The following is a 21865-nucleotide window of genomic DNA, read 5'->3' as shown; positions in this document are numbered from 1 at the left end:
TATGGATTTAAAAAATTATCAGGCAAAACAGCCTTTTTCACAAAAACATCTGCTCACGCTGGCAGATTATTCCCAGGATGAGATCCTGCAGATTCTGAGCCTTTCCCTGGATTTAAAGGAAAAGACAAAAAAGGGAATTCCCCATCCCCTCCTTGCCGGGCAGACGCTGGCCATGATTTTTGCCAAAAGTTCCACCCGGACAAGGGTCTCCTTCGAGGTTGGCATGTTCCAGCTGGGCGGCCATGCCCTGAACCTCTCGACCCATGATATTCAGTTGGGCCGCGGGGAAACGGTCGCCGACACGGCCCGGACGATTTCGCGTATGGTGGATGGCATTATGATCCGCACCTTCGATCAAAAGGATCTGGAAATTCTGGCAGAATGCGGCAGCGTTCCGGTTATCAACGGCCTGACCGATACCTATCATCCCGTCCAGGCGTTGGCGGATGTGCAGACTATTTATGAGCACAAGGGGACGCTTGAACATCAAAAGCTCGCTTTTGTGGGAGACGGCAACAACGTCGCCCACTCTCTCATGCTGATCTGCACGAAGCTGGGTATGGATTTCTCCATTGCCTGTCCCGTTGGTTTCGAGCCAGATCCCGCCATCACAAAAGTGGCAATGGGATTTGCGGAGGAGAGTGGCGCGCATATTCTGGTCACACACGATCCCAGAGAAGCCGCCAAGGGCGCGGATGCCATGTATACCGATGTTTGGGCCAGCATGGGTCAGGAAAGCCAATTTGAGGAAAAATCCAAGCATTTTATTCCCTATCAGGTCAATGACGCGCTTTTGGAATGCGCCAAGGATGATGTGATCTTTATGCATTGTCTCCCGGCGCACCGCGGCGAAGAGGTTACGGCTTCGGTTATCGACGGCCCTCATAGCGTCGTGTTCGACGAAGCGGAAAACCGTCTGCATGCACAAAAGGCGGTTATGGTTAAACTCATGGGGAAAGCGGAGCAATAGAAAATCCATGGAAAAAATCATCTTACGGAAAGCAAAAAAAGAGGACGCTCCCCGCGTCCTCCAGATCACAAAAGAGGCGTTTACTCTCTATGCCAACGAAGTGCGCAAACGGGAAAGCATCAAGGCGCTTTTTGAAACGCTGGAGGATGTCCAGCGGGATATAGAGGAAAAATATGTTTATGTCTGCGAATTGGATGGCGAGATCATTGGAAGCGTCCGTTTTACAATCCTGCGGGACGGTATTGCCTATTTGAGCCGCTTCGCCATGGCCCCGGATGTGCAGAATCTGGGATTGGGGGGGCTGCTGCTGGAAAAAGTCCGTTTGGAATGCCTGGGCCTTGGCGTCAGGGCTATCACGCTTTACACGGCCAGCCGCATGCGCTCCTCTGTTTCCTTCTATCTCAAAAATGGATACTATATCCATTCCATCGATAAAAGCTCGGATTATATCCGGGCGTTCATGGTCAACGAACTGGTGGATATGGACGAAATGTTTGATTATGAATCCATTGTGACGCCCGGCGTTTAGTTCAGCTCGTCCAGCGTCAGCGCATAGCTGGGCAGGAATTTTTCGATAAAAAACTGCACCTCCGGTGCCTGCATAGCAGCCAGATCGGCTGCTATGTTATTTTTGGCTTTTTCAAATTCCATATTTCCGGATTTGATCTCTTCCACGCATTTGATATAGGCACAGATTTTGTCTGCCGCCTTAACAAGAGCGTATTCCGGATTTCCCTCATGGAAAAGATATTTTTTATATTCCCCCTGCATCTCCTCCGGAAGCATTCGGAGGATTTTTTCCAGGGCCATCTCCTCGATTTCCCCATATGCCTTTTTAATTTTGGGGTTGAAATATTTGATGGGCGTGGCCAGATCCCCGGTCATGACTTCTCCCACTTCGTGATAAATCCCAAGCGCCAGCATTCGTTCCGGCGAAACCTGACCGCCAAAATATGTGTTTTTAATGACCGCCAGCGCATGGGCGATAACTGCAACATCCAGAGAATGCTCCTTGATGTTTTCCTCCTGCGTGTTGCGCATGAGTCCCCAGCGTTTGATATGTTTCATGCGGGAAATATAGGCAAAAAAGTGATGCATATAAATTTTCCTTTCTATATGGGTTTCCTTCCGGATGACATATCCCCTTTTTGGATGGCATATAGTAAAATAAAAAAGGAACCAGGCCACCGATGAAAAATATACAAAAACGAAAGACGCTTATAACCTCTATCGCCGTCAGCCTTTGTCTGCTCCTGTGTGCAGGAACTCTGGGCTTTGTTTTTTTGCAGGGAAACGAAAATCCCTCCCTCGGCGTCTTCAGCACAGCCGGCGGAAAGGACGGCATCTTCATTCCCTGCGTCATGGACGGCCGAACCGGCGAACCGATTGAGGGGGCAAAAGTTATCATTCCTGAAACCGGAGAGACGTATACCACGGGAAAAGACGGAAAAACCCAAGCAATTGCCGTTCCCATCACCCGGGATGAGCGTTTTGACAAAATGATCCAAAAGCCCTGGGGAGAAATATCCGTTTTGGTTTATAAGGATGGGTTTGTTCCCTATGCCCTCTTCTATCTCGAGCTTCTGGCTGGAGAAACCCGCGAAGGCCCGGAAATTTTAATGTTCCATGAAAGCGATGTTTCCAGCGGCGAACCTTTCTCGATTATCGAGGGCCCTAACCGCACATGGGTCAAAGCGATGATTGAGAAATATCAGCCGGCGCAGTAAAGTAATCCACCATCTGCCGGTATGTGGCAAATAATTCCGCTTCATCCCGGTAGTTGCCGCTGTATACCTCCATTACCATGGAGCCTGCAAAGCCGGTATCTTGCAAATAAGAACGCAGGGCAGCAAAATCCATTTGGCCTCGAAAAGGCATGCAGGGGTTCCAATAGGGCGGGTTTGCGATATAGTCACAGACATGAATGCTGACCAACCGATTCCCCATAGGCTCCAGATAGGACATGGGCGGAAAGCCTGACTGCGCGGCCTGCTTGATGTCAAAATTAAAATATAGATTATCCGACTCTACATACTTTTGGATTTCCGTTGCAAAATCCGGCCGCTGAAACCAGCACCAATGCACATTTTCATAGGCCAAGCGGATCCCATATTCCTTTGCAACATCGGCCATATGCGAAACAATGGGGCCGATCCGCGCAAAATTCACAGCGTTTTTCAGTGCTGGTTTAAAGAAAAGCCCACCATGCAGAATATAATTCGACGCACCCAAAAGCTGGGCAGCCCGAAGAACCCGTCGGTATATGGCTTCAGCGTCCCGCGTGCTGCGGGAATATGGAGAAAAAAGCTGCGGCTCATACTGCACGCCATGGGGATGCACGGAGCAGACCTTCATTCCATAGGCATCAATCCTGCCGCGGATCTCCCGGATATACTCCTCCTCATATTCGCTGAAGGTGTTCAAAAAAACCTCAATCGTTTTGCATCCCTGCCGCCCGATTTTTTCAATGGCGTCTTCGACATATTCTGTTCCAAAAAAGCAGGCGGTAGATATTCCAAATTGCACCATTGCCTTGTCAAGCCTCTCTTTCACTTGTCTGTTATTATAATCAATTTATGTCCGAATAGCAAATTCTGTTTCCAGCCTTCCTCATCGGTTGACCAAAAGCGGCCAAGCAGGTACAATAAAACTAATATAAATGGACGGAGAATGGTGGCGGAATGTTCCGAAAGCTCTGGAAACTGTCCCTCCTGCTGTTAACGGCTGTTGGGGCATTTCTGATTTATAAATTTGCATTTCTAATGCCGGATGTGACCGAATCGGTCTATGCACAGACCATTTACCCTTTTTTTACACAGATTATTGGGAATTTGACCAAACTTGTCTCTTTTAGTGTCGGTGAACTTCTCCTATATATTTTCGCCGCCTATCTGATTTTTGGTGTAGTTTTCACTTTTTTCAGTTTTTTCAAGCCAAAAGGGCGCAAGCTCTACCATTTCTGCAAACGGATTTTAACACTGGCCATCGTCATCTGTATGGTATATTCCAGCTTTATCCTCAACTGGGGTATCAACTATGCCCGCAAGCCTTTGGCGGATACGATGGGCCTGGAAATCCAGGAGGCCACAGTTGCCGAGCTGAAAGACACGGCAATTAAATTGGCAGATAAGGCAAATTCCCTGCGGCAACAGGTTTCCGAAGATGCCAACGGTGTCTTTGCCCTCACCCATTCCAAAGAGATTGTGCTGGAATCTGTACAGAACGTTTATGATGCGTGCGCTCCGGAATATATGAACCTGGGGGTCAAAACCCGGGTTAAAGGGGTTCTGACGCCTAATCTGCTTTCCACATTCCGCACTACCGGGATTTTCTCGCCCTTTACCTATGAAGCAAACGTCAATATGCAGATGCCTGAGTTATATTTTCCGGCGGTTGCCGCTCATGAGTATGCTCATTTAAAGGGGTTTGCCCGGGAGGATGAAGCCAGCTTTGTCGCGTGGTATGTATGTTCAAAGTCAGAAGACACGGATTTTGCCTATTCCGCCTATGCCTATGCGCTGACGTATGTCATCAATGCCCTCTATGACGTTTCCCCGGCAGATCACCAGGAGGTGGTGTCGCTGTTGGATGAAGGGATTTTGCGGGATTTTGCCAATGAAAACGAATATTGGCAGGATTTTGAGAGCGATTTGGCGGATACCGGCGAACAGATTTATGACTCCTATTTGCAAAATAATGGCGTTTCCGATGGGCGTAAGAGCTATGGGCGCATGATTGACCTGATCATCGCTCTGAATCGCGAGGGAGAGCTTTAAGCCATTTTCCAGCCATTGCTGAATCCTATCTTTTTATGATATAATAAGATATCACATATCACAAACCAATATAGCCGGAGGAAATTTCATATGGGCAGATATATACTCGCTTTGGATCAGGGCACGTCCAGCTCAAGAGCCATTCTATATGGCGATTCTTTTACCCCTGTCGCCTCCTCGCAAAGGGAATTCAAACAGCATTATTTAAATGACAGCTGGGTGGAACATGATCCCAGGGAAATTTGGGAGACTCAATACCAAATGGCTGTCGCCGCCATCAAAAACGCTGGGATTTCCCCACGGGAAATTGCCTCCATCGGCATCACAAACCAGCGGGAAACCACGATTATCTGGGACCGCAATACCGGCGAACCGATTTATAACGCTATCGTTTGGATGTGCCGGCGGACTTCAGACTATTGTTTGACTTTGAAAGAGCAGGGATGGTCGGAGCGGATCCGCAAAAAAACCGGCCTGATTATCGATGCATATTTTTCCGCAACAAAAATCCACTGGATTTTGGAAAATGTGCCGGGGGCGCGGGAAAAGGCCCAAAAAGGCGAACTGATGTTCGGGACGGTGGATACCTGGCTTCTTTATAAGCTCACAGGCGGCAAAGTCCATGCCACAGATTATACAAATGCCTCCCGCACCATGATGTTCAATATCCATACGGGCGAATACGACGGCGAGCTTTTGGATCTATTTGAGATCCCTCTGAGTATGCTGCCGGAAGTCCGCCCCAGCAGCGGCGATTTCGGAAAAACCGATCCTTCCCTTTTTGATGGCGCTGAAATCCCCATCGGCGGCATCGCCGGCGACCAGCAGTCGGCCTTATTCGGCCATGGATGCTTTTCTGACGGCATGGCAAAAAACACATATGGAACCGGCTGTTTTACGTTGATGAACACCGGTGAAAATCCAGTGGAATCTGCTCATGGACTGGTTACGACGATTGCAGCGCATTTGAACGGAAAAACCACCTATGCTCTGGAGGGAAGCGTCTTTAACGCTGGTAGTTCCATAAAATGGCTGCGGGATGAAATGCGGCTGATCGAACATGCGGCCGATTCCGAAGCGGCATCCCTCCGTGTCAGCGACAGCGACGGTGTATATGTCGTTCCAGCTTTTTCCGGGCTGGGCGCTCCCTACTGGGATATGTATGCTCGGGGCATTATTGTGGGACTCACGCGAAATACCAACAAAAACCATATTATCCGCGCCACGCTGGAATCCATTGCCTTTCAGACAGCCGACGTTCTTTTCGCCATGGAAAAGGATTTTGGGGCTCCCATCAAGAGCTTGGAGGTAGATGGCGGAGCATGCGCCAACAATTTTCTAATGCAGTTCCAGGCGGATATTCTGGACTGCCGGGTTTTGCGGCCGCGAAATATTGAAGTGACAGCGCTGGGCGCAGCCTATCTTGCAGGCTTATCCTGCGGAATTGCCGGTTCCTGCGATGAGCTGTCCTCACTCATACAAATGGAGCGTGAATTTCTTCCCAATATGTCCCAAAAAAGGCGCGAAAATCTTATGCGCGGATGGTCAAAGGCGGTCAATCGTTCCCAAAACTGGGCGGAATAAAAGATTAGCAATATAAAAAGGCGAGAAAATGTTCTCGCCTTTTCCTGTTTGTCTAAATTTTTCCGGCGACTTTTTCCTTTTTATTTTAAAAGAAAAGATTTGCAGTCGGTGCACTGATCCATCGTCGGATTGCCTTCATGCGTGCCTACGCAGATGCAGTCCAAAGAACAATACTGTTCTTTTCCGCAATGGTTCGCGCAGTTTTCTACTGTACATTTAATGCTATAGTTGGCTTTTTTGGAATTATTCATCATTTTATACCTCCTTTTGATGTTTCCCCTATAGTATTTGACGGCTGCAAATTTTTATGCAGGGAAAAAATTGAGGTATGCCATGGATATTATTTCCATTCGTTGATATTTGCAAAAATGTTTTTATATCCCAGTGGCTTTCCAATGGATATATCGCTGCGCATAATCAGCGAGTGTTCTCCATAAAACAAACCGATGTTGGGCATATCTTCCAAAAGCGATTTTTGCAGTGCCGTATAGGCGGTTTGCAGTTCTTCCTCTGTCAGAGCCGAATGCGCTGCCCCAAGCTGCTCCTGCAGGGCGCCGCTGTTATAGCCGCCATAATTGTTTTCCGCCGAAAAGAGAAAATCAATTTCCTGGTTTGATTTCATCGAATAGGAACACAAAGCCAGATCAAAATTGCGCTGGGACAATGCGGTCTTATAGTCCTCATCTGATTTTTCTATAATATTTACCTGGATTCCCACCACAGCCAGCTGATCCGCAACCGACTCACATACAGCGGAGCGATAGGCGAAATCCTTTGCCTCGGTAAAAATTAAATCGACCTTCAAATAGTTTTTAGAACCATTTCCATTTTCACTATAGCGAAATCCCGTCTCCGCATCCAGTTTATATCCGGCATCCTCCAGCAGCTTCCCCGCCGCGCTGGCATTATATCCATTTCCGACGGCGGAAGAAGAATTTTCAAAATACCATAAATCCTGGCGCAGAGGCGTCTCAGTCGCCTGCCCGGAGCCCAGAACACTTGCAGAAACAATTTTGCTGCGGTCCAGCGCCATGGAAATCGCCCTGCGCACATTTTTATTTCCCACAAAAGAATCGCCCATATTGGGAATCAGGCAGTGATAGGTGGGATACACAATCGGATGAACCGTCGTTTTCCCTTCAGATGCATAGCTTTCCGCTGTATAGGAAGCACTCATCACCGCATCAAAGCTGCCGTCCTGATATCCTTTGATCTTGCTGTCCTCGGCATCCATTGGCTTGGCGGTGATCTTTGTGAAAACCGGCGGAGTTTTCCACCAATCTCCGAAAAGGGAAAGTGCCATTCCCTCGCCCTTTGTATAGCTGTCTACCTGATATGGGCCAGTTCCCACCGGCTTTTGCAGAAAATCGACTCCGGCGGATTCATAATAGCTTTTGGGCAGAACCGGAAAATTCATAAAATAAAAAATATCCTTTGTCTTTTCCGTCACTTTGACGGTAAACGTCGTATCGTCTATCTTCGCATAACCGCCCACGACATATTTATATTTTGCATAAGGACTTTCCGCCTCGGTGTAAGAGCAAATCCGCTCAATGCAGAAAAGCAGGTCGTCGGCGCCCACCGTCCCCTTTCCATCATGAAAGGAGACATTCTTTCGGATAACAAAAGTAAATGTCATGGTCTGCGCATCAAAAGTCCAATTTTCAATAACCGACGGCAGAATTTCTCCGTTTGCCTCGATCTTAATGGCGGGTTCCACCACCAAAGAGAGCACATTGCAGAGATTTTCTTCCTGTGCCGTAAGCGGATTCAGTGTCTGTGGATTTTCCGGCATATTGATAGTAAGCTCCTGCCCGCCGGCCGCTCCCGTTCCCTCGGGCATGGGAAGCTCCTTGGCCGCCGACGGCGTCGGCAGCTCTTCACTAGGCTGTGGAGAGGAACCGCAGGCGGAGAAAACCAACAGCAGACAAATTGCCATTGTAAACGCCGCTAGCTTACGCCAATTTATATAAAAATTTGTAGATTTCATAGCTCTGTCTTTCTCTTTCCACATAGTTCTTCGTCTCTTCAAAGGGGATATTATCAAGCGTTTCCCCATCTGTGGAATGCTCCGGGTCTGTCATCCATTCGCTTACCCGGTTGTGCCCTGCATTATATGCAGCCGCAATTTTTGTCGTATCCCCGTCAAATTTATCGCTTAAAAATTTTAAATACCAGCAGCCCATCTGAATATTGGTTTCCGGATCATGGAGGTTTTCTTCTTCAAAATCCTCCATTCCCAATTTCCCTGCAATCCACTTGCCGGTATCCGGCATGATCTGCATCAGGCCGACAGCGCCCCGGCTGGATACTACCTCTGGATCAAACTTGCTCTCCGTCCATATGATGGAGCAGACAAAATAGGGATCCAAATGATATTCCTCTGCATACTTCATGATATAGTCCTCGTATTTCAGAGGATATCTGGTTTTGACAAACATATATCCGCCGACAATGATGAGCAGAATAAAGATACATATAATAAAAAATGTCAGCGCAATTTTCTGCTTTCTTCCCATGCTTTTACCGCCTTTTTCAGAAGCTCCCCCACCTGTTTTTCCAGCTGCTGAGCTGTTCCGCTGTTATCTATCCAATCTGTCACGAATTTTTCGCGCTCTGCATCAGATAACTGGCTTTCCATGCGCCGCAAGGCGTCTTTCCGGGAAAGGTGATTTCTCTCCATAAGGCGTTTTACCTGCAATTCCCTTGGAACACGAACCGCCCAGACCGCATCACAAAGCGCATCCAGGCCAACCTCGGTCAACAGCGCCGCATCAATCACACAAAGCCCTTTTGTCTGCCGAACATCTCTGGCAATTTGCGAAGCTATGCGGGGGTGAAGGATCGCGTTCAGCTTTTTCAGAGCTGATGGTTCCGAAAAAACATAGGCGCCCAGCTTTTTTCGGTCTATTTCCCCATTTTCCATTAGAAAACCCTTGCCAAAGGTATCGCAAATCTCCTCATAGGCCGTGCGGCCGCTTTTCATAAGTTCGTGCCCTATGGCATCCGCGTCCAAAACACGAATTCCCTTTGCGCAAAGAATCTCGGAAACCGTGGACTTGCCGGAAGCGATGCCTCCCGTCAGTCCGATCACATATTGTGTTTTATTTGGCCTCTGCCCAAGTTTTTCCTTCACTAACATTGACCTTCAATGTAACCTTCATTTTACATGCATTCTGCATTGTGTCAACCAATATCTTCTTCACCTGCTCCAGCTCTTCCGGCTCCGCATCAACGATCAGTTCGTCATGCACCTGCAAAATCAGTTTGGATTGCAGATTCTTTTCACGAAAGCGCCGAGGCACCTCAATCATCGCATATTTGATGATATCCGCCGCTGTTCCCTGGATAGGCGTATTGAGAGCAGCCCGCTCTCCAAACGAACGCGTATTATAATTGGAGGAGGACAGTTCGTCAATATACCGGATTCTGCCCCAGAGGGTCCGAACATAGCCGTCCTGCTTTGCCTGCTCCACAATCGTATGCATATAGGTGCGGACACCGTCAAATTCCTCTAAATATTTTTTTATATATTCCGCCGCCTTATAGCGGGGAATCCCCAGATTCCTAGCCAAGCCAAAATCGCTGATCCCATAGACAATGCCGAAATTTACCGCTTTAGCGCTGCTCCGCATTTCTGCCGTAACCTCTGAGGGCGGCACATCAAAAACCTCTGCTGCCGTTCTCGTATGGATATCCTCATCATGCAGAAAAGCATCGCACATGTGCGCATCTCCGGAAATATGCGCCAGAACACGCAGCTCAATCTGCGAATAATCCGCCGAAACGATATAATTCTCCGGCTTGGAGGGAATAAACACATTGCGTATCTCCGCGCTCAGCGCAGAACGTATGGGAATATTCTGCAGATTTGGTTCTGTGCTGGAAATACGCCCTGTCGCCGTCGCCACCTGGTTAAAGGTCGTGTGAACCTTTTGATCTGCGCTGCGGATCGTTTGCATGAGTCCATCAATATAGGTACTCTTGAGCTTGGTAAGCTGCCGGTATTCAATGATCTTTTCAATAATAGGATGCTGGTCGTGCAGCTTTTCCAGCACCTCGATATCCGTCGAGTATCCTGTTTTGGTCTTTTTAATGACCGGCAGGCCCAGTTTTTCAAAGAGAATTACTCCCAAATGCTTGGTAGAGGCAATATTGAAATCGCTCGTTCCTGCCAGAGCATATATTTCGCTGGTGATTCGCGCGATGTCCTCCGCATACCGGGCGGAGAGTTCCTCAAGCGTTTGGAGATTCACGGTGAATCCCTCCTGCTCCATATCAAACAGAACCCCAATCAGCGGCATTTCGATGTCATAAAATATCCGCCCCAGCTGCAGCTCATCAATCTGCTTTCTTTGCTGCTCATAAATAGCCATAACCGCCGCGGCACTGCCATCCGCGCCATAATATTCCTTCAATTTTTCCAAAGAGAAGTTTCTGCGCGTTGGATTCAGAACATAGGCGGCAACCATTGTATCAAAGGCAATATTCTGCGGTGAAATATCAAATTTTGCGCAGTCATGCAGAAAAGCCTTTGCATCGTGCATAATCTTTGCGGCTTTTTTGCTCTCCAGCAGAGGCTTCAGGCAAGAGAAAACATCCTCCGGGGATATCCCCCCGCCCAGCAATGATAATGTAATGGGAACAATAAATTCTCTATCCCGCTGCAAAGATAGACTCAGCTTCTCCCCGTCATAATGAAGGGCAATCATGGAAGCCTCCTCCCATTCTTCCGCTTTTTTCTTTAACTTCTGAATGTCATCCAGGGTTTCTTCTTCCACGGCCGCTGTCTTTTCCCGCTCCAAAGACCGGCGTTTTAAGAGAGAGGTAAACTCCAATTCTTCCAGCGCCTGGCGCAGAGAATCGTCCTGTAAACCCGCAAACGCCAATTCGGATAACTTGGTGTTAAGAGGAATATTCTGATCGATGCGCGCCAGCTTTTGCGATAAATAAGCCAGTTCCCGGTTCAATTCCAGCTTTTCATGGAGCTTATTCTTCGGCAGTTCATCCAAATGAGAATAGAGAGAATCCAGTGTGCCAAACTGGGAAAGCAGCTTGACGGCAGTTTTCTCCCCCACTCCCGGAACCCCGGGAATATTATCCGAAGAATCGCCCATCAGGCTTTTTAAATCTACAATCTGACCCGGCCGCAGGGAATAAACCTCCTGCATATGGGCTTCGTCGAATACCTCAAGATCGCTCACACCCTTGCGGGTCATCAGAACCCGGGCATGATCCGTTACCAGTTGAAAAGCATCCCGGTCACCCGTGACCAGATAGACCTCCATATCTTCCCCGGCATATTGATGGGAAAGCGTCCCTAAGATATCGTCCGCCTCGTAGCCCGCCAGCTCCAGACGGGCAATCCCCAGGGTATCCAGCGTATGTTTGAGAATGGGAAACTGCGCAATCAGCTCATCGGGCGTCTTGCGCCGCCCCGCTTTATATTCCTCAAACATCTGGTGGCGGAAGGTCTTTTCCCTGCGGTCAAAGGCCACCGCCATATACTGGGGCTGATAGGAATCCACAAGACCAAACAACATTGTCATAAAGCCATAAACAGCGTTTGTCGGCGCTCCATCCCTCTTCTTCATGGGGGGGAGTGCATAAAATGCTCTATGTATCAGACTGTTACCGTCGATAACAATCATGGTATTTCCCATGGGTTTACCTCCAAAGGTTCTGAAAATTTCCTTTACAATTATACTCTATCCGACTGTATCATATTTCCTATAAAAAATCAAATGGAACAAAAACAGGGCCACATTCCATTTATGCGGCCCTGGCTGCTGGATATATATTATTTCAGCGCAAACACAAACTGCACCTGTGCTGAAATTTCCATAGAACCCGGCTCAAATTTAGTCTCCGAATTTTCGTTCCCTGTTTCTTTTGCTGCGGAAACCGTCTGGCTTGTTTGAGTCATTGCCATTTCATAGGCCTGCTGGTTCTCCTCCATGTAAACAACTCCATCCGTCTTTTTTCCTGCTGCCGCTGCCAAGGCATCTGCTTTCTTTTTTGCGGCTTCATAGGACTGCGCCAGCATTTCATTGTATTTTGCCTCTCCATTGCTCAGTGAATAGGTGATGCCGTAGGCCCCGTTTGCTCCGCTCTTGATCGCCTGGTCTACGGTTTTACCGATAGAATCCACCGACCGAATGGTAACAGTGATGCTGGTTGTGGCAGTGTAACCGTTGGAGGCCTTTTTGCCCTGGTCGTCATATGTATATTCCGGGTATACGCTGAACCCGGAAGTTTGGATATCTTCTTTTTTGATTCCAGAGCTGATGAGATCCTCCGTCACCTTATTGACGGCCTTCTCATTTTGTGCCGTTACATCTGCCGCTGTATTGCCGTCTGTCGTTACATCAAAGGTAAGCTCCGCCATATCCGGGACGAGCGTCACTGAGGCGGAACCAATCACTGCGACACGGTCGCTTTGCTCTTCCGCCGTACTGCTGCTCACTGCTGCGATATTGTTATCCGTTGATTCCGCAAAAGCCGGTTTGCCGGCCTGAGGTGCACAGCCGGCCAGGGCGGTCCAGAGACACAAAAGAGCAGAGAAACAAAAAAATAATTTTTTCTTCATCTGAATATAACCTCCCAATATTTACTATCTAGTCTTTCCATCCAAAGGAGGAATATACCCAAGAACTTTTCGGATTCTCTGTTGACGTTTTTTTATTTGTATGCTAGAATAGTAATCGTTCTTTTAAGCCGAAGTGATGGAATTGGCAGACGTAGTGGACTCAAAATCCACCGGTGGCGACACCGTGCCGGTTCGAGTCCGGCCTTCGGCACCATGGCGGGGCAAAGTTTTCTTTGCCCCGCGTTTTGTATGCGATGGAAAAATATTTTTTCGCGTTGAAACAATAAAAAAGCGGGAATTATAAACCCGCAAAATAGAAAAAAAGATATGACAACAATAAAACTCCGCAAAAATAAAAAACAAGGATTTAGCAGCGTTTGAAATCTTTCAACTACATCCCTGCCCAAAAATGCAGTTTCAGGCGCAGATAGTTTCCTTGATGAACCCCAGTTAAGGTACCCTGACGCGCTTTCCAGCCGACACGATGATATTGCCAGGCAGATTCTGGAGAAAGTTTCCGCGCAAAAAGAATAGAAAAGTACCCTAATTGCTCAAACAAACGAGCGGATATCATTATAACATATCCGTGACTGGGATGAGCGAGGAGCACAAGTGTTTTCCCAGATATTTGGCAGGGTTTTCCGAAACAAGTATCCGGCTTCTTGCATATTTAAATCGCTGGAAAACAAAAATTTATTTTGTATTGTCACTTGCTATCACCAATATAAAAAAATCCATTATCGTTGTTATGTGCTTTCCAGTACATTTTTCACCAGAAAAAGCAACCACCAATAACAGTTAATTTCTGCAAATCAATCAGTAAATTTTTTCGCAGAAAAAATATCATGTGTTTTGGGCCGCGAAAACATAGGATACTTTCCAATCCTGCCATCTCCCAATACCCTGCATTCTGCGCCGAGCTATTCGCCGCTTAAGAGAGTATCGATGATGCGCTTTGCAAATTCCCAATTAATGAGGTTTTGATGATAGACTTCAATTCCCGCTTCAGTAATGCGGTAATATTTTCTCCGGCCGCCCTGGGATTCACTGCCCCAATAGCTTTCAATCCAACCATGACTTTCCAGGCGATGAAATGTTCCATAGAGAGATGTCTCTTTCAGCTCATATTCCCCATGGCACCGTTCCTTCGCTTTACGGCAAATTTCATAGCCATAAGAGTCTTTTTCGCGCAAAAATCCCAACACAATCGTATCCAGGCTTCCGCGCAAAAATTCGCTTTGCATTTCCATTTTATTTTCTCTCCGACGCTATATATGTGTCAAATTATATTATTTGATATATAATACTCTATTTCATATATTATTTAAATTTCTCAAACCAAACCGTCTTATCCAGAGCAAACCTCTTGTTATGTCTCTCGGAAGGAGCGGCTTTCTCCCCCGGCATCCCCATAACCAACAGGCACTGCAGCGTATACTGCTCCGGAATTTGCAGAAGCTCGGCCATCTTTTCCCGGTCAAGATAGCAGACCCAGCAGCTTCCCACTCCAATATCTGCCGCCTGAAGCATCATATGCGTTGCCACTATACTGGCATCCATTTCTCCACTGTTTCGCCCATCAAAGGGACTTTCCCAAGCCGCTCCATTCTCCGAACAAACAACCAGAACCGTTGCCGCTCCAAAAATACAGGAGCATATTTCCGACATTTGCTTTAGCCGTTCTTCGTCCTGCACAACGAGAATCCTCTGGGGCTGCAGATTCTTTGCCGTCGGGGCAACCCGCCCTGCTTCCAAAATCTGCGCCAACATTTCCGCCGGGATTTTTTCATTGCTGAAATTCCGCATGGAATATCTGTTTTTGCTCAATTTATCAAAATTCATTATTTTTTTGCCTCGCTTTCTTTCTATTTCTCACGCGTCAGATCCGCGTAAACCGCTTTTGAGATTTGCAGGAGAGCATCCGGCGATAGACGCACCTGCGCTCCGACCTTCCCGCCGCTCACGGAAATTTCCGGGCAATCCCGGGCGCTTTGGTCCAAAAATGTGGCATACTGCTTTTTCATGCCCACAGGAGAACACCCGCCGTGGATATAGCCCGTCATAGGAAGCAGCTTGCTCTGAGGCAGCATTTCCATATTCTTCTGGGCGCTTGCCATCGCCGCCTTTTTCAGATCCAGCTCCCGGGCGACAGGAATGATAAATACAAACAGCTCCTTTGTTTTTGAAATGGCCACCAGCGTCTTGAAAACTGTTGCTGGGTCCTGACCCATTTTCTGCGCCACAGAGACGCCGTCAATCTTTCCATCCTCTGTCGCATAGTAATATGGAGTATAAGGTATTTTAGCTTTGTCCAGGATGCGCATTACATTTGTCTTATTCATGCTCTTCTGCCTCTATAAAAGAGACGGCAGCCCGGCTATCGCAAGACCCCGTCTCCCCTCTTTTCGTTATTCTGCCAGCTGGAAAATAGCGATCATATCATCGCGGTGAAGTTTTTGGAATCCCCCAATGGGATCGCCATAGAAATCCACACATAAATCCGCCATTTTTTCAATATCCCCCGCCTTACAGTCACAAAGCTGGGAAAGCCGCGTGGGCATGCCGATTTCATTCAAAAACGCCTCAAATTTTTCAATAGCAGCCAACGCCATTTTATCCAAATCGTTGTCGCTTCCAACATTGACATCAATATCCAGCACGCGGACACCAAACTGAATGAATTTGGCAACATTGGTCTTGTAAACATATTTCATCCAAGCCGGCGTAATAACCGCCAGTCCAGCGCCATGCGGAACATCATAGAGCGCGCTCAGCTGATGCTCCAGATTATGGGACGCCCAATCCTGGGTTCTGCCAATACCCACAGTATTATCGTGGGCAAATTTGCAGGCCAGCATGATTTCGCTGCGGTAGTCGTAGTTTTCAGGATCTTTGATAATCAACCGCGCGTATTTCATCAGCGAGCGGACCAGCGCTTCGCACATCCGGTCGGTTACATCTTCAAAGGTATCATTATTAAAATAACGCTCAAGCACATGAGAGATCGCATCCGTGACTCCGCAAAGCGTCTGATACACCGGAATCGTCGTCGTATATTCCGGATTTAAAATGGAAAATACCGGGCGGATCATTTCATCATTGCAGTTGGTTTTGGTTCCCAATTCATCGTTGGTAATTACCGAACTGTCGCTGCTCTCACTCCCGGCCCCCGGCATGGTGAGCACGGTAGCCACCGGCAGTGCTGCCTTGGGAACCGCTTTATTTGAATAGAAATCAAAAAAATCGCCGTCATAGGGAACGCCAAAAGCGATGGCTTTGGACGAATCGATAGCGCTTCCGCCGCCTACCGCCAAAATAAAGTCGATATTCTCCTTCTTGCAGATCTCAATTCCTTTATATACCAAGGATGCGCGGGGATTGGGCTGCACGCCGCCCAGCTCGATAAATTCCACACCGGCTTCTCTGAGAGACTGGCGGACAATATTCAACAGGCCGCTTCTCTCTGCGCTCCCCTGTCCATAATGCAGGAGAATCTTTTTACTGTATTTCGCCACCCGTTTTCCCACTTCATATTCCATTCCTTTTCCAAAGAGAATGCGCGTCGGATTATAAAGCTCAAAATTGTTCATGATATGCCTCCCCACTTGTTTTTTTGTGTTCTGATAGATTTAGTATACATCGAATTTCCAGAAACCACAAGATATGGGAATAAAAAAGAAAGCCATGCGGAACCCGCATGGCTTTGCATCGTTTTTTACGCTTCGGGAAGTACTTTTGCAATGGCATCCAAAACGTCCTGGGAAAGAACAACGTCCCCTGCTTTGGCGCTGGTGAGCGCCTGTTCCGGCGTCCGGGAACCGCAGATGATCGTCGTAATCGCCGGTTTGCTGATCAGCCAGCCCATAGCCAGCTCCAAAAGCGTCAAGCCCGCTTCGTCGGCAATAACCTTCAGCTTATCGACGACATCCAGCTTTTTGTCCAGCTCATCTCCCAGAATCGCCGGATTGGTGAGACGCATATCGCCCTTCTTCAAATCCTTATCTCTTCCGCGATAGAAGCGGCCGGAAAGCACACCCTGGCAAAGCGGGCTATAGGGGATCATGGCAATTCCCTTTGCCTCACACTGCGGCATGATTTCCTTTTCCGTCCGATAATCCAGCGGAATATTGCAATAGGAATCCGAATTGCGATCAAACATGTTATAGAGCACCTGATGAGATGCGATAGGCGCGATCTTATCTGCCTCTTCAATCAGCTCTGCGGAGAAATTGGATGCGCCGATATAGCGCACCTTGCCCGCTTTGACAAGAGAGGCCATCGCCTCCATGGTCTCGTCAATCGGAGTGTTATGATCCGGCCAGTGCATCTGGAGAAGGTCGACATATTCCACATCCAGCCGCTTCAGACTCATGTCGATTTCTTCCAAAATGCTTTCCTTTGTCAGGTTATTGATTCCGTCGGTATCCTTTTCCACCCAACGCAGTCCGCATTTTGTCGCCAGGAAAATCTGGTCGCGACGACCCTTGATCGCCTGCCCCAAAACCTTTTCGGATTCGCCATATCCATAGATCGGCGCAACGTCAAAGAAATTCACCCCGTTATCCATCGCTGTGTGAATGGCGCGAATCGAGCCTTCCACACTGCCGTCTGTCCAGTTATATCCCGCGCTGGACCAGCAGCCAAACCCCGTTACAGAAATTTCCTCTTTAATCCTGCTAACCTTTTTGTATTGCATGATAACCCTCCTCTTCACATGGAATTCTTCATAACCAAGACGGATTTTCCCGGCCACCCTATGCGAAAAACCCTCGCTTATTATGACAATATAACCATGAGTTTTTATGCTTCTATCATACTAAAATCTCAATTCAGTGTCAATTCTTTCCACCAGATTTTTATGGAAAAAGCATCTGGATTCCAAGTTATTTTCGTGTTTTCTTCTTCCGGATCTTATCAGCAATATTAGAAAAATTCAGCCTGGCATCCTTAACAAGACAGGCAGGAAATATTCTCGAATATGCTCTTGTTATTTGGGTGAGACTAATGCTATACTTGTTTTAAAAAGGAAAGGAAGGTTTTGCCATGAATTGTTTCTATATTATTGGCTTGCGGGTCAACCACCGCAGCAGCAATGCGCCCAAGCTGCAGCAGCTGCTCACCCAGTTTGGCTGCAACATAAAAATGCGCGTAGGACTTCACGAGGTTAACCCGGATTATTGTTCGGATGACGGCGTGATCATGCTTCAAGTATGCGGAGATAAAGAGACGCTTGATTCTATGCTTCGTTCCTTCAACGATCTGGATGGAGTAACGGCCAAGATGATGGATTTAAACTAAAAAAGGCGCCCGCCCGGGCGCTTTTTTCATGCTAAAATAAATTCCTTTTTTTATGCTGTATCTGCATGATTTGGATAATGATGGCGAACGCATCTGCGAAAAATACGGCCCGCACAATGCGGAATTCCATTCCATATATGGAAAAAAGAAACCGCCGCATAAAGCCGCTGATCAGAATTCCCGCAAGCAGGATCATACCCATTGTAACTATTATCTTTCCCCGCATATCCATTCCCTCTTTCATTCCCTTTCATATACAAGAGAATCCAGATTTTTTCGCAGCAAAACACAGCTGCTATAATTTAATCTTTTCTTTTTAATATATACCCGGCAGAAAAACACTTTTTCCGCTTATGCCTTTTTCCCCAAGGATTTTTCCACTGCATCGATAAACTCGAGAATTTCCTTTTCCGGTGTCAAAGAATATAGAAGGCCATAGGGAATGGCATATTCCCAGTCGACAGGAATTGTCACAAGCGATGGATGGATATCCCTCCAGCATTCCAGGTTCAGCAGTACATTTCCGGTTTCTGCGCAGCGGTTAAACACTTCAATATCATAAAAATATCCGGCGTCCTCAATATGAATTTGCGGATGGTTCTGTTCCAGATCATTTCGCAGGAAATCATTTAAGGGAGAATCACCCCGCCGCACCATCATCAGCGTTTCCCCATATAAATCCGTGATTTTCAACCGCTTGCGGGAAGCCAGGCGGTGTCCCAAGGGGACAGCAACACATTTTTTATATGTGCCCAAGGGATACATATTACAACGGTTCAGCCATTGGATGGAACCACATACTCCAACGATGAAATCAAAATCTCTTCCAATTTTTTCAATGACGGATAAAATCCCCCGGTGGTCATCCTCGAAGGGAATGATCTGGATTTTGAATTGGGGAAAAGCATCGCTGATGCGAAACCATATATCCATAAAAACCTTGCAGGGATTGAGCATGGAGGTCCCTACGCGGATTGTTTTGCTCTCCATTCCCTGCAGCTCTCTGGCGCGTTCTATTGCGTCTTCCGAATATGCGATTATAAATTTTGCATCCCGATATAGCGACTGTCCGCATTTTGTCGCCAAAATCCCCCGGTTTGTGCGCTGTATCAATTTCAGGTTTAACTGCTTCTCCAAAAGATTCATTTGCTTCATAACGGCGGTCGGCGTTAAAAACAGCCGCTCAGCAGCTTTATTCAGGCTTCCGCAGTCCACGACGCATATGAAGGTTTTCAGCAAATGATTATACATCCGATTCTCCATGTATTTACTATTAGTTAATACTATTTTAAATATTCGGAGATTCTCTGTCAATCATTTTTGCGTTACAATCCCATAAAAGAATGACATATTGAGGAGAGAAAACGACATGGCTTCCCTGATTTTATATTTTTCAAGAGCCGGAGAAAATTATGTTTCCGGCGCTATCAAAATACTTCCCAAAGGCAATACGCAAATCGCAGCTGAAATGATACAAAGATTTATACGGGGCGTTCTGTTTAAAATTGAACCGCTGGTCCCTTACTCCGAAAATTATTCCGAGTGTATTGAGCAGGCCAAAAATGATAAAAAAATGAATGCCCGCCCGGAATTGGCAGCCTATCCCGATTCCATCACAGAATTTGACACCATTTATCTTGGCTATCCAAACTATTGGGGTTCCATGCCTATGCCGGTCTATACGCTGCTGGAAAAACTGGATTTTTCTAAAAAGCGCATCAAACCATTTTGTACCCATGAAGGCAGCGGGCTGGGCCATAGCATAGAGGAGCTCCGGAAGATATGTCCAAAAGCTGAGATTGGCCCCGGGCTTTCCCTCCAGGGTGGAAGAATTGCTGGATCAGAAAAGGAAATTAAAAAATGGATTCTAAAATAAGGAGGAAGAAAAAATGAAAAAGGTAACGGCTGGGCATGACGCCCTTGGAAAATTTGCACCCAAATTCGCAGAATTGAACGATGATGTATTGTTTGGAGAGATTTGGTCTCGGGAGGATAAGCTCTCTGCCAGGGACCGGAGTCTGATTACTGTCTCTGCCCTGATGGCCAGTGGCATTTTAGACAGCTCACTGCAATTCCACATCCAAAATGCAAAAAATCATGGGGTAACTCCGGAGGAAATGTCTGAAGTTCTCACACATCTTTCCTTTTATGCAGGCTGGCCCAAAGCCTGGGCTGCATTCCGCATGGCAAAAGAAATTTATGGAGAAGAAAATCAATGAAAAAAACTCTGATTCTATATTATTCTCTGGGTGGGAACACCAGAAGGGTAGCAGAGATGCTGCACCGGCAGCTGGGCGCAGATATTGCAGAAATACGCGCAAAAACACCTTATTCCGGCGACTATAATGACATCGTGCAGCAGGGAAAGAAGGAGGTTGATAAAGTCTTTCTCCCGGAAATTCATTCTATATCCCCCTCTCCTTCTCCCTATGACCAGATCATCCTTGGAAGTCCGGTCTGGTGGTATACTTTTGCGCCGGCCATGCACACCGCTCTGAAGAGTCAGAATTGAGCCGGGAAAGAAATTTATCCCTTTGCCACCAATGGTGGCTGGATTGGTCATACCTTTCAGGACTTTAGCAGCGCCTGCGCCGGAGCGCATGTCCACGCGGGATTGAATGTCCAGTTTGATACATCCGAATTGATTACACCGGAAAGAGATATCATGCGCTGGGCTGAAAAAATCAAATAATAGGCACACGATTAAACGGAAAGGAGATATCGAAAATATGGAATATGTAACGTTGAATAATGGAGTAAAAATGCCCGTGCTGGGCTATGGAGTATATCAGGTTGACCCGGCGGAATGCGAACGATGTGTTTTGGATGCTATTGCTCTTGGGTATCGTTCCATTGATACAGCCCAGGCCTATGCCAACGAGGGCGGAGTGGGCAATGCTATTGCCGCCTGTGGCATTCCGCGGGACCAGCTGTTTATCACAACAAAGGTCTGGATCAGCAACGCCGGATATGAAAAAGCGAAAAAATCCATTCAGGAATCACTGCAAAACCTGAAAACGGACTATGTAGATCTGTTGCTGATCCACCAGCCTTTTGGCGACTATTACGGCACATATCGGGCTATGGAGGAGTCTTATGCGGCAGGCCAGGCGCGGGCCATCGGAGTGAGCAACTTTTATCCCGACCGCTTCATTGACCTGGCTCACTTCAGCAAAGTTAAGCCGGCGGTAAACCAGATTGAAACCCATGTATTTCAGCAGCAAAAGACAGCTCGCAAGGTGCTTGCGAACCATGGCGCCCAAATCGAATCCTGGGGGCCTTTTGCGGAAGGTAAAAACGGTTTTTTTACCAATCCTACTCTGCTCCGCATCGGCAGCCGCTATGATAAATCGCCTGCCCAGGTGGCTCTTCGCTTTCTGATCCAGAGCGGGGTCGTTGTGATCCCCAAATCCACACATAAGGAGCGGATGAAGGAGAATTTGGACGTTTTTGACTTTACCTTGACCCGTGAGGAAATGGCAGAGATAGGGGCTTTGGATACCGGAAACTCCCTGTTCTTCTCGCATCAGGATCCCAAAACAGTGGAATGGTTTATGAGTCTTGTTTGATTTAAGTAAAAGGACGGCAGACGCCGTCCTTTTTTCATTCTATATATTCTCTCTTCCGCTGATAACTATTTCTTCAGGC

24 protein-coding genes and 1 tRNA gene are annotated in these 21865 nt (G+C 47.3%); 11 read left to right on the top strand and 14 right to left on the bottom strand.

Annotation, left to right across the window (positions count from 1 at the left end; translation table 11 throughout):
* The first annotated feature begins 1 nt into the window (after position 1).
* Together argF and H8693_RS01245 are read left to right on the top strand one after the other, a co-directional pair.
* Positions 2–970 (top strand): ornithine carbamoyltransferase, encoded by a 969-nt coding sequence (gene argF / locus H8693_RS01250; protein WP_249279460.1) that lies wholly within the window; start codon positions 2–4, stop codon positions 968–970.
* 7 nt (positions 971–977) lie between these two features.
* Positions 978–1499 (top strand): GNAT family N-acetyltransferase, encoded by a 522-nt coding sequence (locus H8693_RS01245; protein ID WP_249279459.1) that lies wholly within the window; start codon positions 978–980, stop codon positions 1497–1499.
* Here H8693_RS01245 and yfbR read toward each other — a convergent pair.
* On the bottom strand, positions 1496–2068 hold the full coding sequence (gene yfbR, locus H8693_RS01240; protein WP_249279458.1) for a 5'-deoxynucleotidase: 573 nt from the start codon (positions 2066–2068) through the stop codon (positions 1496–1498). The genes H8693_RS01245 and yfbR overlap by 4 nt on opposite strands.
* A 92-nt stretch (positions 2069–2160) precedes the next feature.
* Between yfbR and H8693_RS01235 the strand changes: the two genes are divergently transcribed.
* Entirely contained in the window at positions 2161–2697 is a 537-nt protein-coding gene (locus H8693_RS01235; protein WP_249279457.1) for a carboxypeptidase-like regulatory domain-containing protein, read from the top strand.
* Here the strand turns inward: H8693_RS01235 and H8693_RS01230 are convergent.
* Entirely contained in the window at positions 2660–3499 is an 840-nt protein-coding gene (locus H8693_RS01230; RefSeq protein WP_249279456.1) for a sugar phosphate isomerase/epimerase family protein, read from the bottom strand. The two genes, H8693_RS01235 and H8693_RS01230, sit on opposite strands and share 38 nt — an antisense overlap.
* 152 nt (positions 3500–3651) lie before the next feature.
* Here H8693_RS01230 and H8693_RS01225 point away from each other — a divergent pair, with 152 nt between their 5' ends.
* Together H8693_RS01225 and glpK are read left to right on the top strand one after the other, a co-directional pair.
* Positions 3652–4746 (top strand): DUF3810 domain-containing protein, encoded by a 1095-nt coding sequence (locus H8693_RS01225; RefSeq protein WP_249279455.1) that lies wholly within the window; start codon positions 3652–3654, stop codon positions 4744–4746.
* Positions 4747–4836: 90 nt separating this feature from the next.
* Positions 4837–6330, top strand: a complete 1494-nt coding sequence (glpK, locus tag H8693_RS01220) for a glycerol kinase GlpK (RefSeq protein ID WP_249279454.1) — start codon at positions 4837–4839, stop codon at positions 6328–6330.
* Between the two features lie 80 nt (positions 6331–6410).
* Here the strand turns inward: glpK and H8693_RS01215 are convergent, their stop codons facing one another.
* From H8693_RS01215 to H8693_RS01190, 6 genes are all read right to left on the bottom strand, one after another.
* Positions 6411–6584, bottom strand: a complete 174-nt coding sequence (locus H8693_RS01215) for a DUF1540 domain-containing protein (RefSeq protein WP_249279453.1) — start codon at positions 6582–6584, stop codon at positions 6411–6413.
* An 86-nt stretch (positions 6585–6670) separates the two neighbouring features.
* A complete protein-coding gene (locus H8693_RS01210; protein ID WP_249279452.1) occupies positions 6671–8269 on the bottom strand; it encodes an ABC transporter substrate-binding protein in 1599 nt (532 codons plus the stop codon).
* 16 nt (positions 8270–8285) lie between these two features.
* A complete protein-coding gene (locus H8693_RS01205) occupies positions 8286–8849 on the bottom strand; it encodes a lytic transglycosylase domain-containing protein (RefSeq protein WP_249279451.1) in 564 nt (187 codons plus the stop codon).
* Positions 8822–9424, bottom strand: coding sequence for a dephospho-CoA kinase (gene coaE / locus H8693_RS01200; RefSeq protein WP_249279450.1), 603 nt, complete (start codon positions 9422–9424; stop codon positions 8822–8824). Before coaE ends, H8693_RS01205 begins: the two co-directional genes overlap by 28 nt.
* A gap of 10 nt (positions 9425–9434) precedes the next feature.
* Positions 9435–11993, bottom strand: a complete 2559-nt coding sequence (gene polA, locus H8693_RS01195) for a DNA polymerase I (protein ID WP_249279449.1) — start codon at positions 11991–11993, stop codon at positions 9435–9437.
* A gap of 137 nt (positions 11994–12130) precedes the next feature.
* On the bottom strand, positions 12131–12919 hold the full coding sequence (locus H8693_RS01190) for an SIMPL domain-containing protein (protein ID WP_249279448.1): 789 nt from the start codon (positions 12917–12919) through the stop codon (positions 12131–12133).
* A 127-nt stretch (positions 12920–13046) separates the two neighbouring features.
* On the opposite strand from H8693_RS01190, the gene H8693_RS01185 reads away from it, so the two are divergent.
* A tRNA-Leu gene (locus H8693_RS01185) sits at positions 13047–13133 on the top strand.
* A 706-nt stretch (positions 13134–13839) separates the two neighbouring features.
* Here H8693_RS01185 and H8693_RS01180 read toward each other — a convergent pair.
* The 5 genes from H8693_RS01180 to H8693_RS01160 all read right to left on the bottom strand — a co-directional run bounded on the left by H8693_RS01180 (position 13840) and on the right by H8693_RS01160 (position 17615).
* The gene (locus tag H8693_RS01180) at positions 13840–14169 is read right to left on the bottom strand and encodes a PadR family transcriptional regulator (RefSeq protein WP_249279447.1); all 330 of its coding nucleotides are present in this window, start codon (positions 14167–14169) and stop codon (positions 13840–13842) included.
* A gap of 70 nt (positions 14170–14239) precedes the next feature.
* Positions 14240–14761, bottom strand: a complete 522-nt coding sequence (locus tag H8693_RS01175; RefSeq protein WP_249279446.1) for a nitroreductase family protein — start codon at positions 14759–14761, stop codon at positions 14240–14242.
* A gap of 23 nt (positions 14762–14784) precedes the next feature.
* On the bottom strand, positions 14785–15261 hold the full coding sequence (ybaK, locus tag H8693_RS01170) for a Cys-tRNA(Pro) deacylase (RefSeq protein ID WP_249279445.1): 477 nt from the start codon (positions 15259–15261) through the stop codon (positions 14785–14787).
* A gap of 66 nt (positions 15262–15327) precedes the next feature.
* Positions 15328–16509: an iron-containing alcohol dehydrogenase gene (locus tag H8693_RS01165; protein WP_249279444.1), complete on the bottom strand. Its 1182-nt coding sequence runs from the start codon at positions 16507–16509 to the stop codon at positions 15328–15330.
* A 125-nt stretch (positions 16510–16634) separates the two neighbouring features.
* Positions 16635–17615 carry an aldo/keto reductase gene (locus tag H8693_RS01160; protein WP_249279443.1) on the bottom strand — a complete coding sequence of 327 codons (981 nt, stop codon included), beginning with the start codon at positions 17613–17615 and terminating at the stop codon, positions 16635–16637.
* Positions 17616–17962: 347 nt separating this feature from the next.
* Between H8693_RS01160 and H8693_RS01155 the strand changes: the two genes are divergently transcribed.
* On the top strand, positions 17963–18217 hold the full coding sequence (locus H8693_RS01155; RefSeq protein ID WP_249279442.1) for a hypothetical protein: 255 nt from the start codon (positions 17963–17965) through the stop codon (positions 18215–18217).
* Positions 18218–18568: 351 nt separating this feature from the next.
* Here H8693_RS01155 and H8693_RS01150 read toward each other — a convergent pair whose 3' ends face one another.
* Entirely contained in the window at positions 18569–19468 is a 900-nt protein-coding gene (locus H8693_RS01150; protein ID WP_249279441.1) for a LysR family transcriptional regulator, read from the bottom strand.
* Between the two features lie 118 nt (positions 19469–19586).
* On the opposite strand from H8693_RS01150, the gene H8693_RS01145 reads away from it, so the two are divergent.
* The 4 genes from H8693_RS01145 (at position 19587) to H8693_RS01130 (ending at position 21786) form a co-directional block, all read left to right on the top strand.
* Complete coding sequence (locus tag H8693_RS01145) at positions 19587–20093, top strand: flavodoxin (protein ID WP_249279440.1); 507 nt, start codon at positions 19587–19589, stop codon at positions 20091–20093.
* A 13-nt stretch (positions 20094–20106) separates the two neighbouring features.
* Positions 20107–20436 carry a carboxymuconolactone decarboxylase family protein gene (locus tag H8693_RS01140; RefSeq protein ID WP_249279439.1) on the top strand — a complete coding sequence of 110 codons (330 nt, stop codon included), beginning with the start codon at positions 20107–20109 and terminating at the stop codon, positions 20434–20436.
* Positions 20433–20729, top strand: a complete 297-nt coding sequence (locus H8693_RS01135; RefSeq protein WP_249279438.1) for a flavodoxin — start codon at positions 20433–20435, stop codon at positions 20727–20729. The genes H8693_RS01140 and H8693_RS01135 overlap by 4 nt, the downstream gene beginning before the upstream one ends.
* 217 nt (positions 20730–20946) lie before the next feature.
* The gene (locus tag H8693_RS01130; protein ID WP_249279437.1) at positions 20947–21786 is read left to right on the top strand and encodes an aldo/keto reductase; all 840 of its coding nucleotides are present in this window, start codon (positions 20947–20949) and stop codon (positions 21784–21786) included.
* Positions 21787–21865 lie beyond the last annotated feature (79 nt).

This window comes from Guopingia tenuis, assembly GCF_014384805.1.
GTDB lineage: Bacteria > Bacillota > Clostridia > Christensenellales > Christensenellaceae > Guopingia > Guopingia tenuis.
The sequence above is the reverse complement of the archived record's forward strand: the minus strand, read 5'-3'. Positions and strand labels throughout refer to the sequence as shown.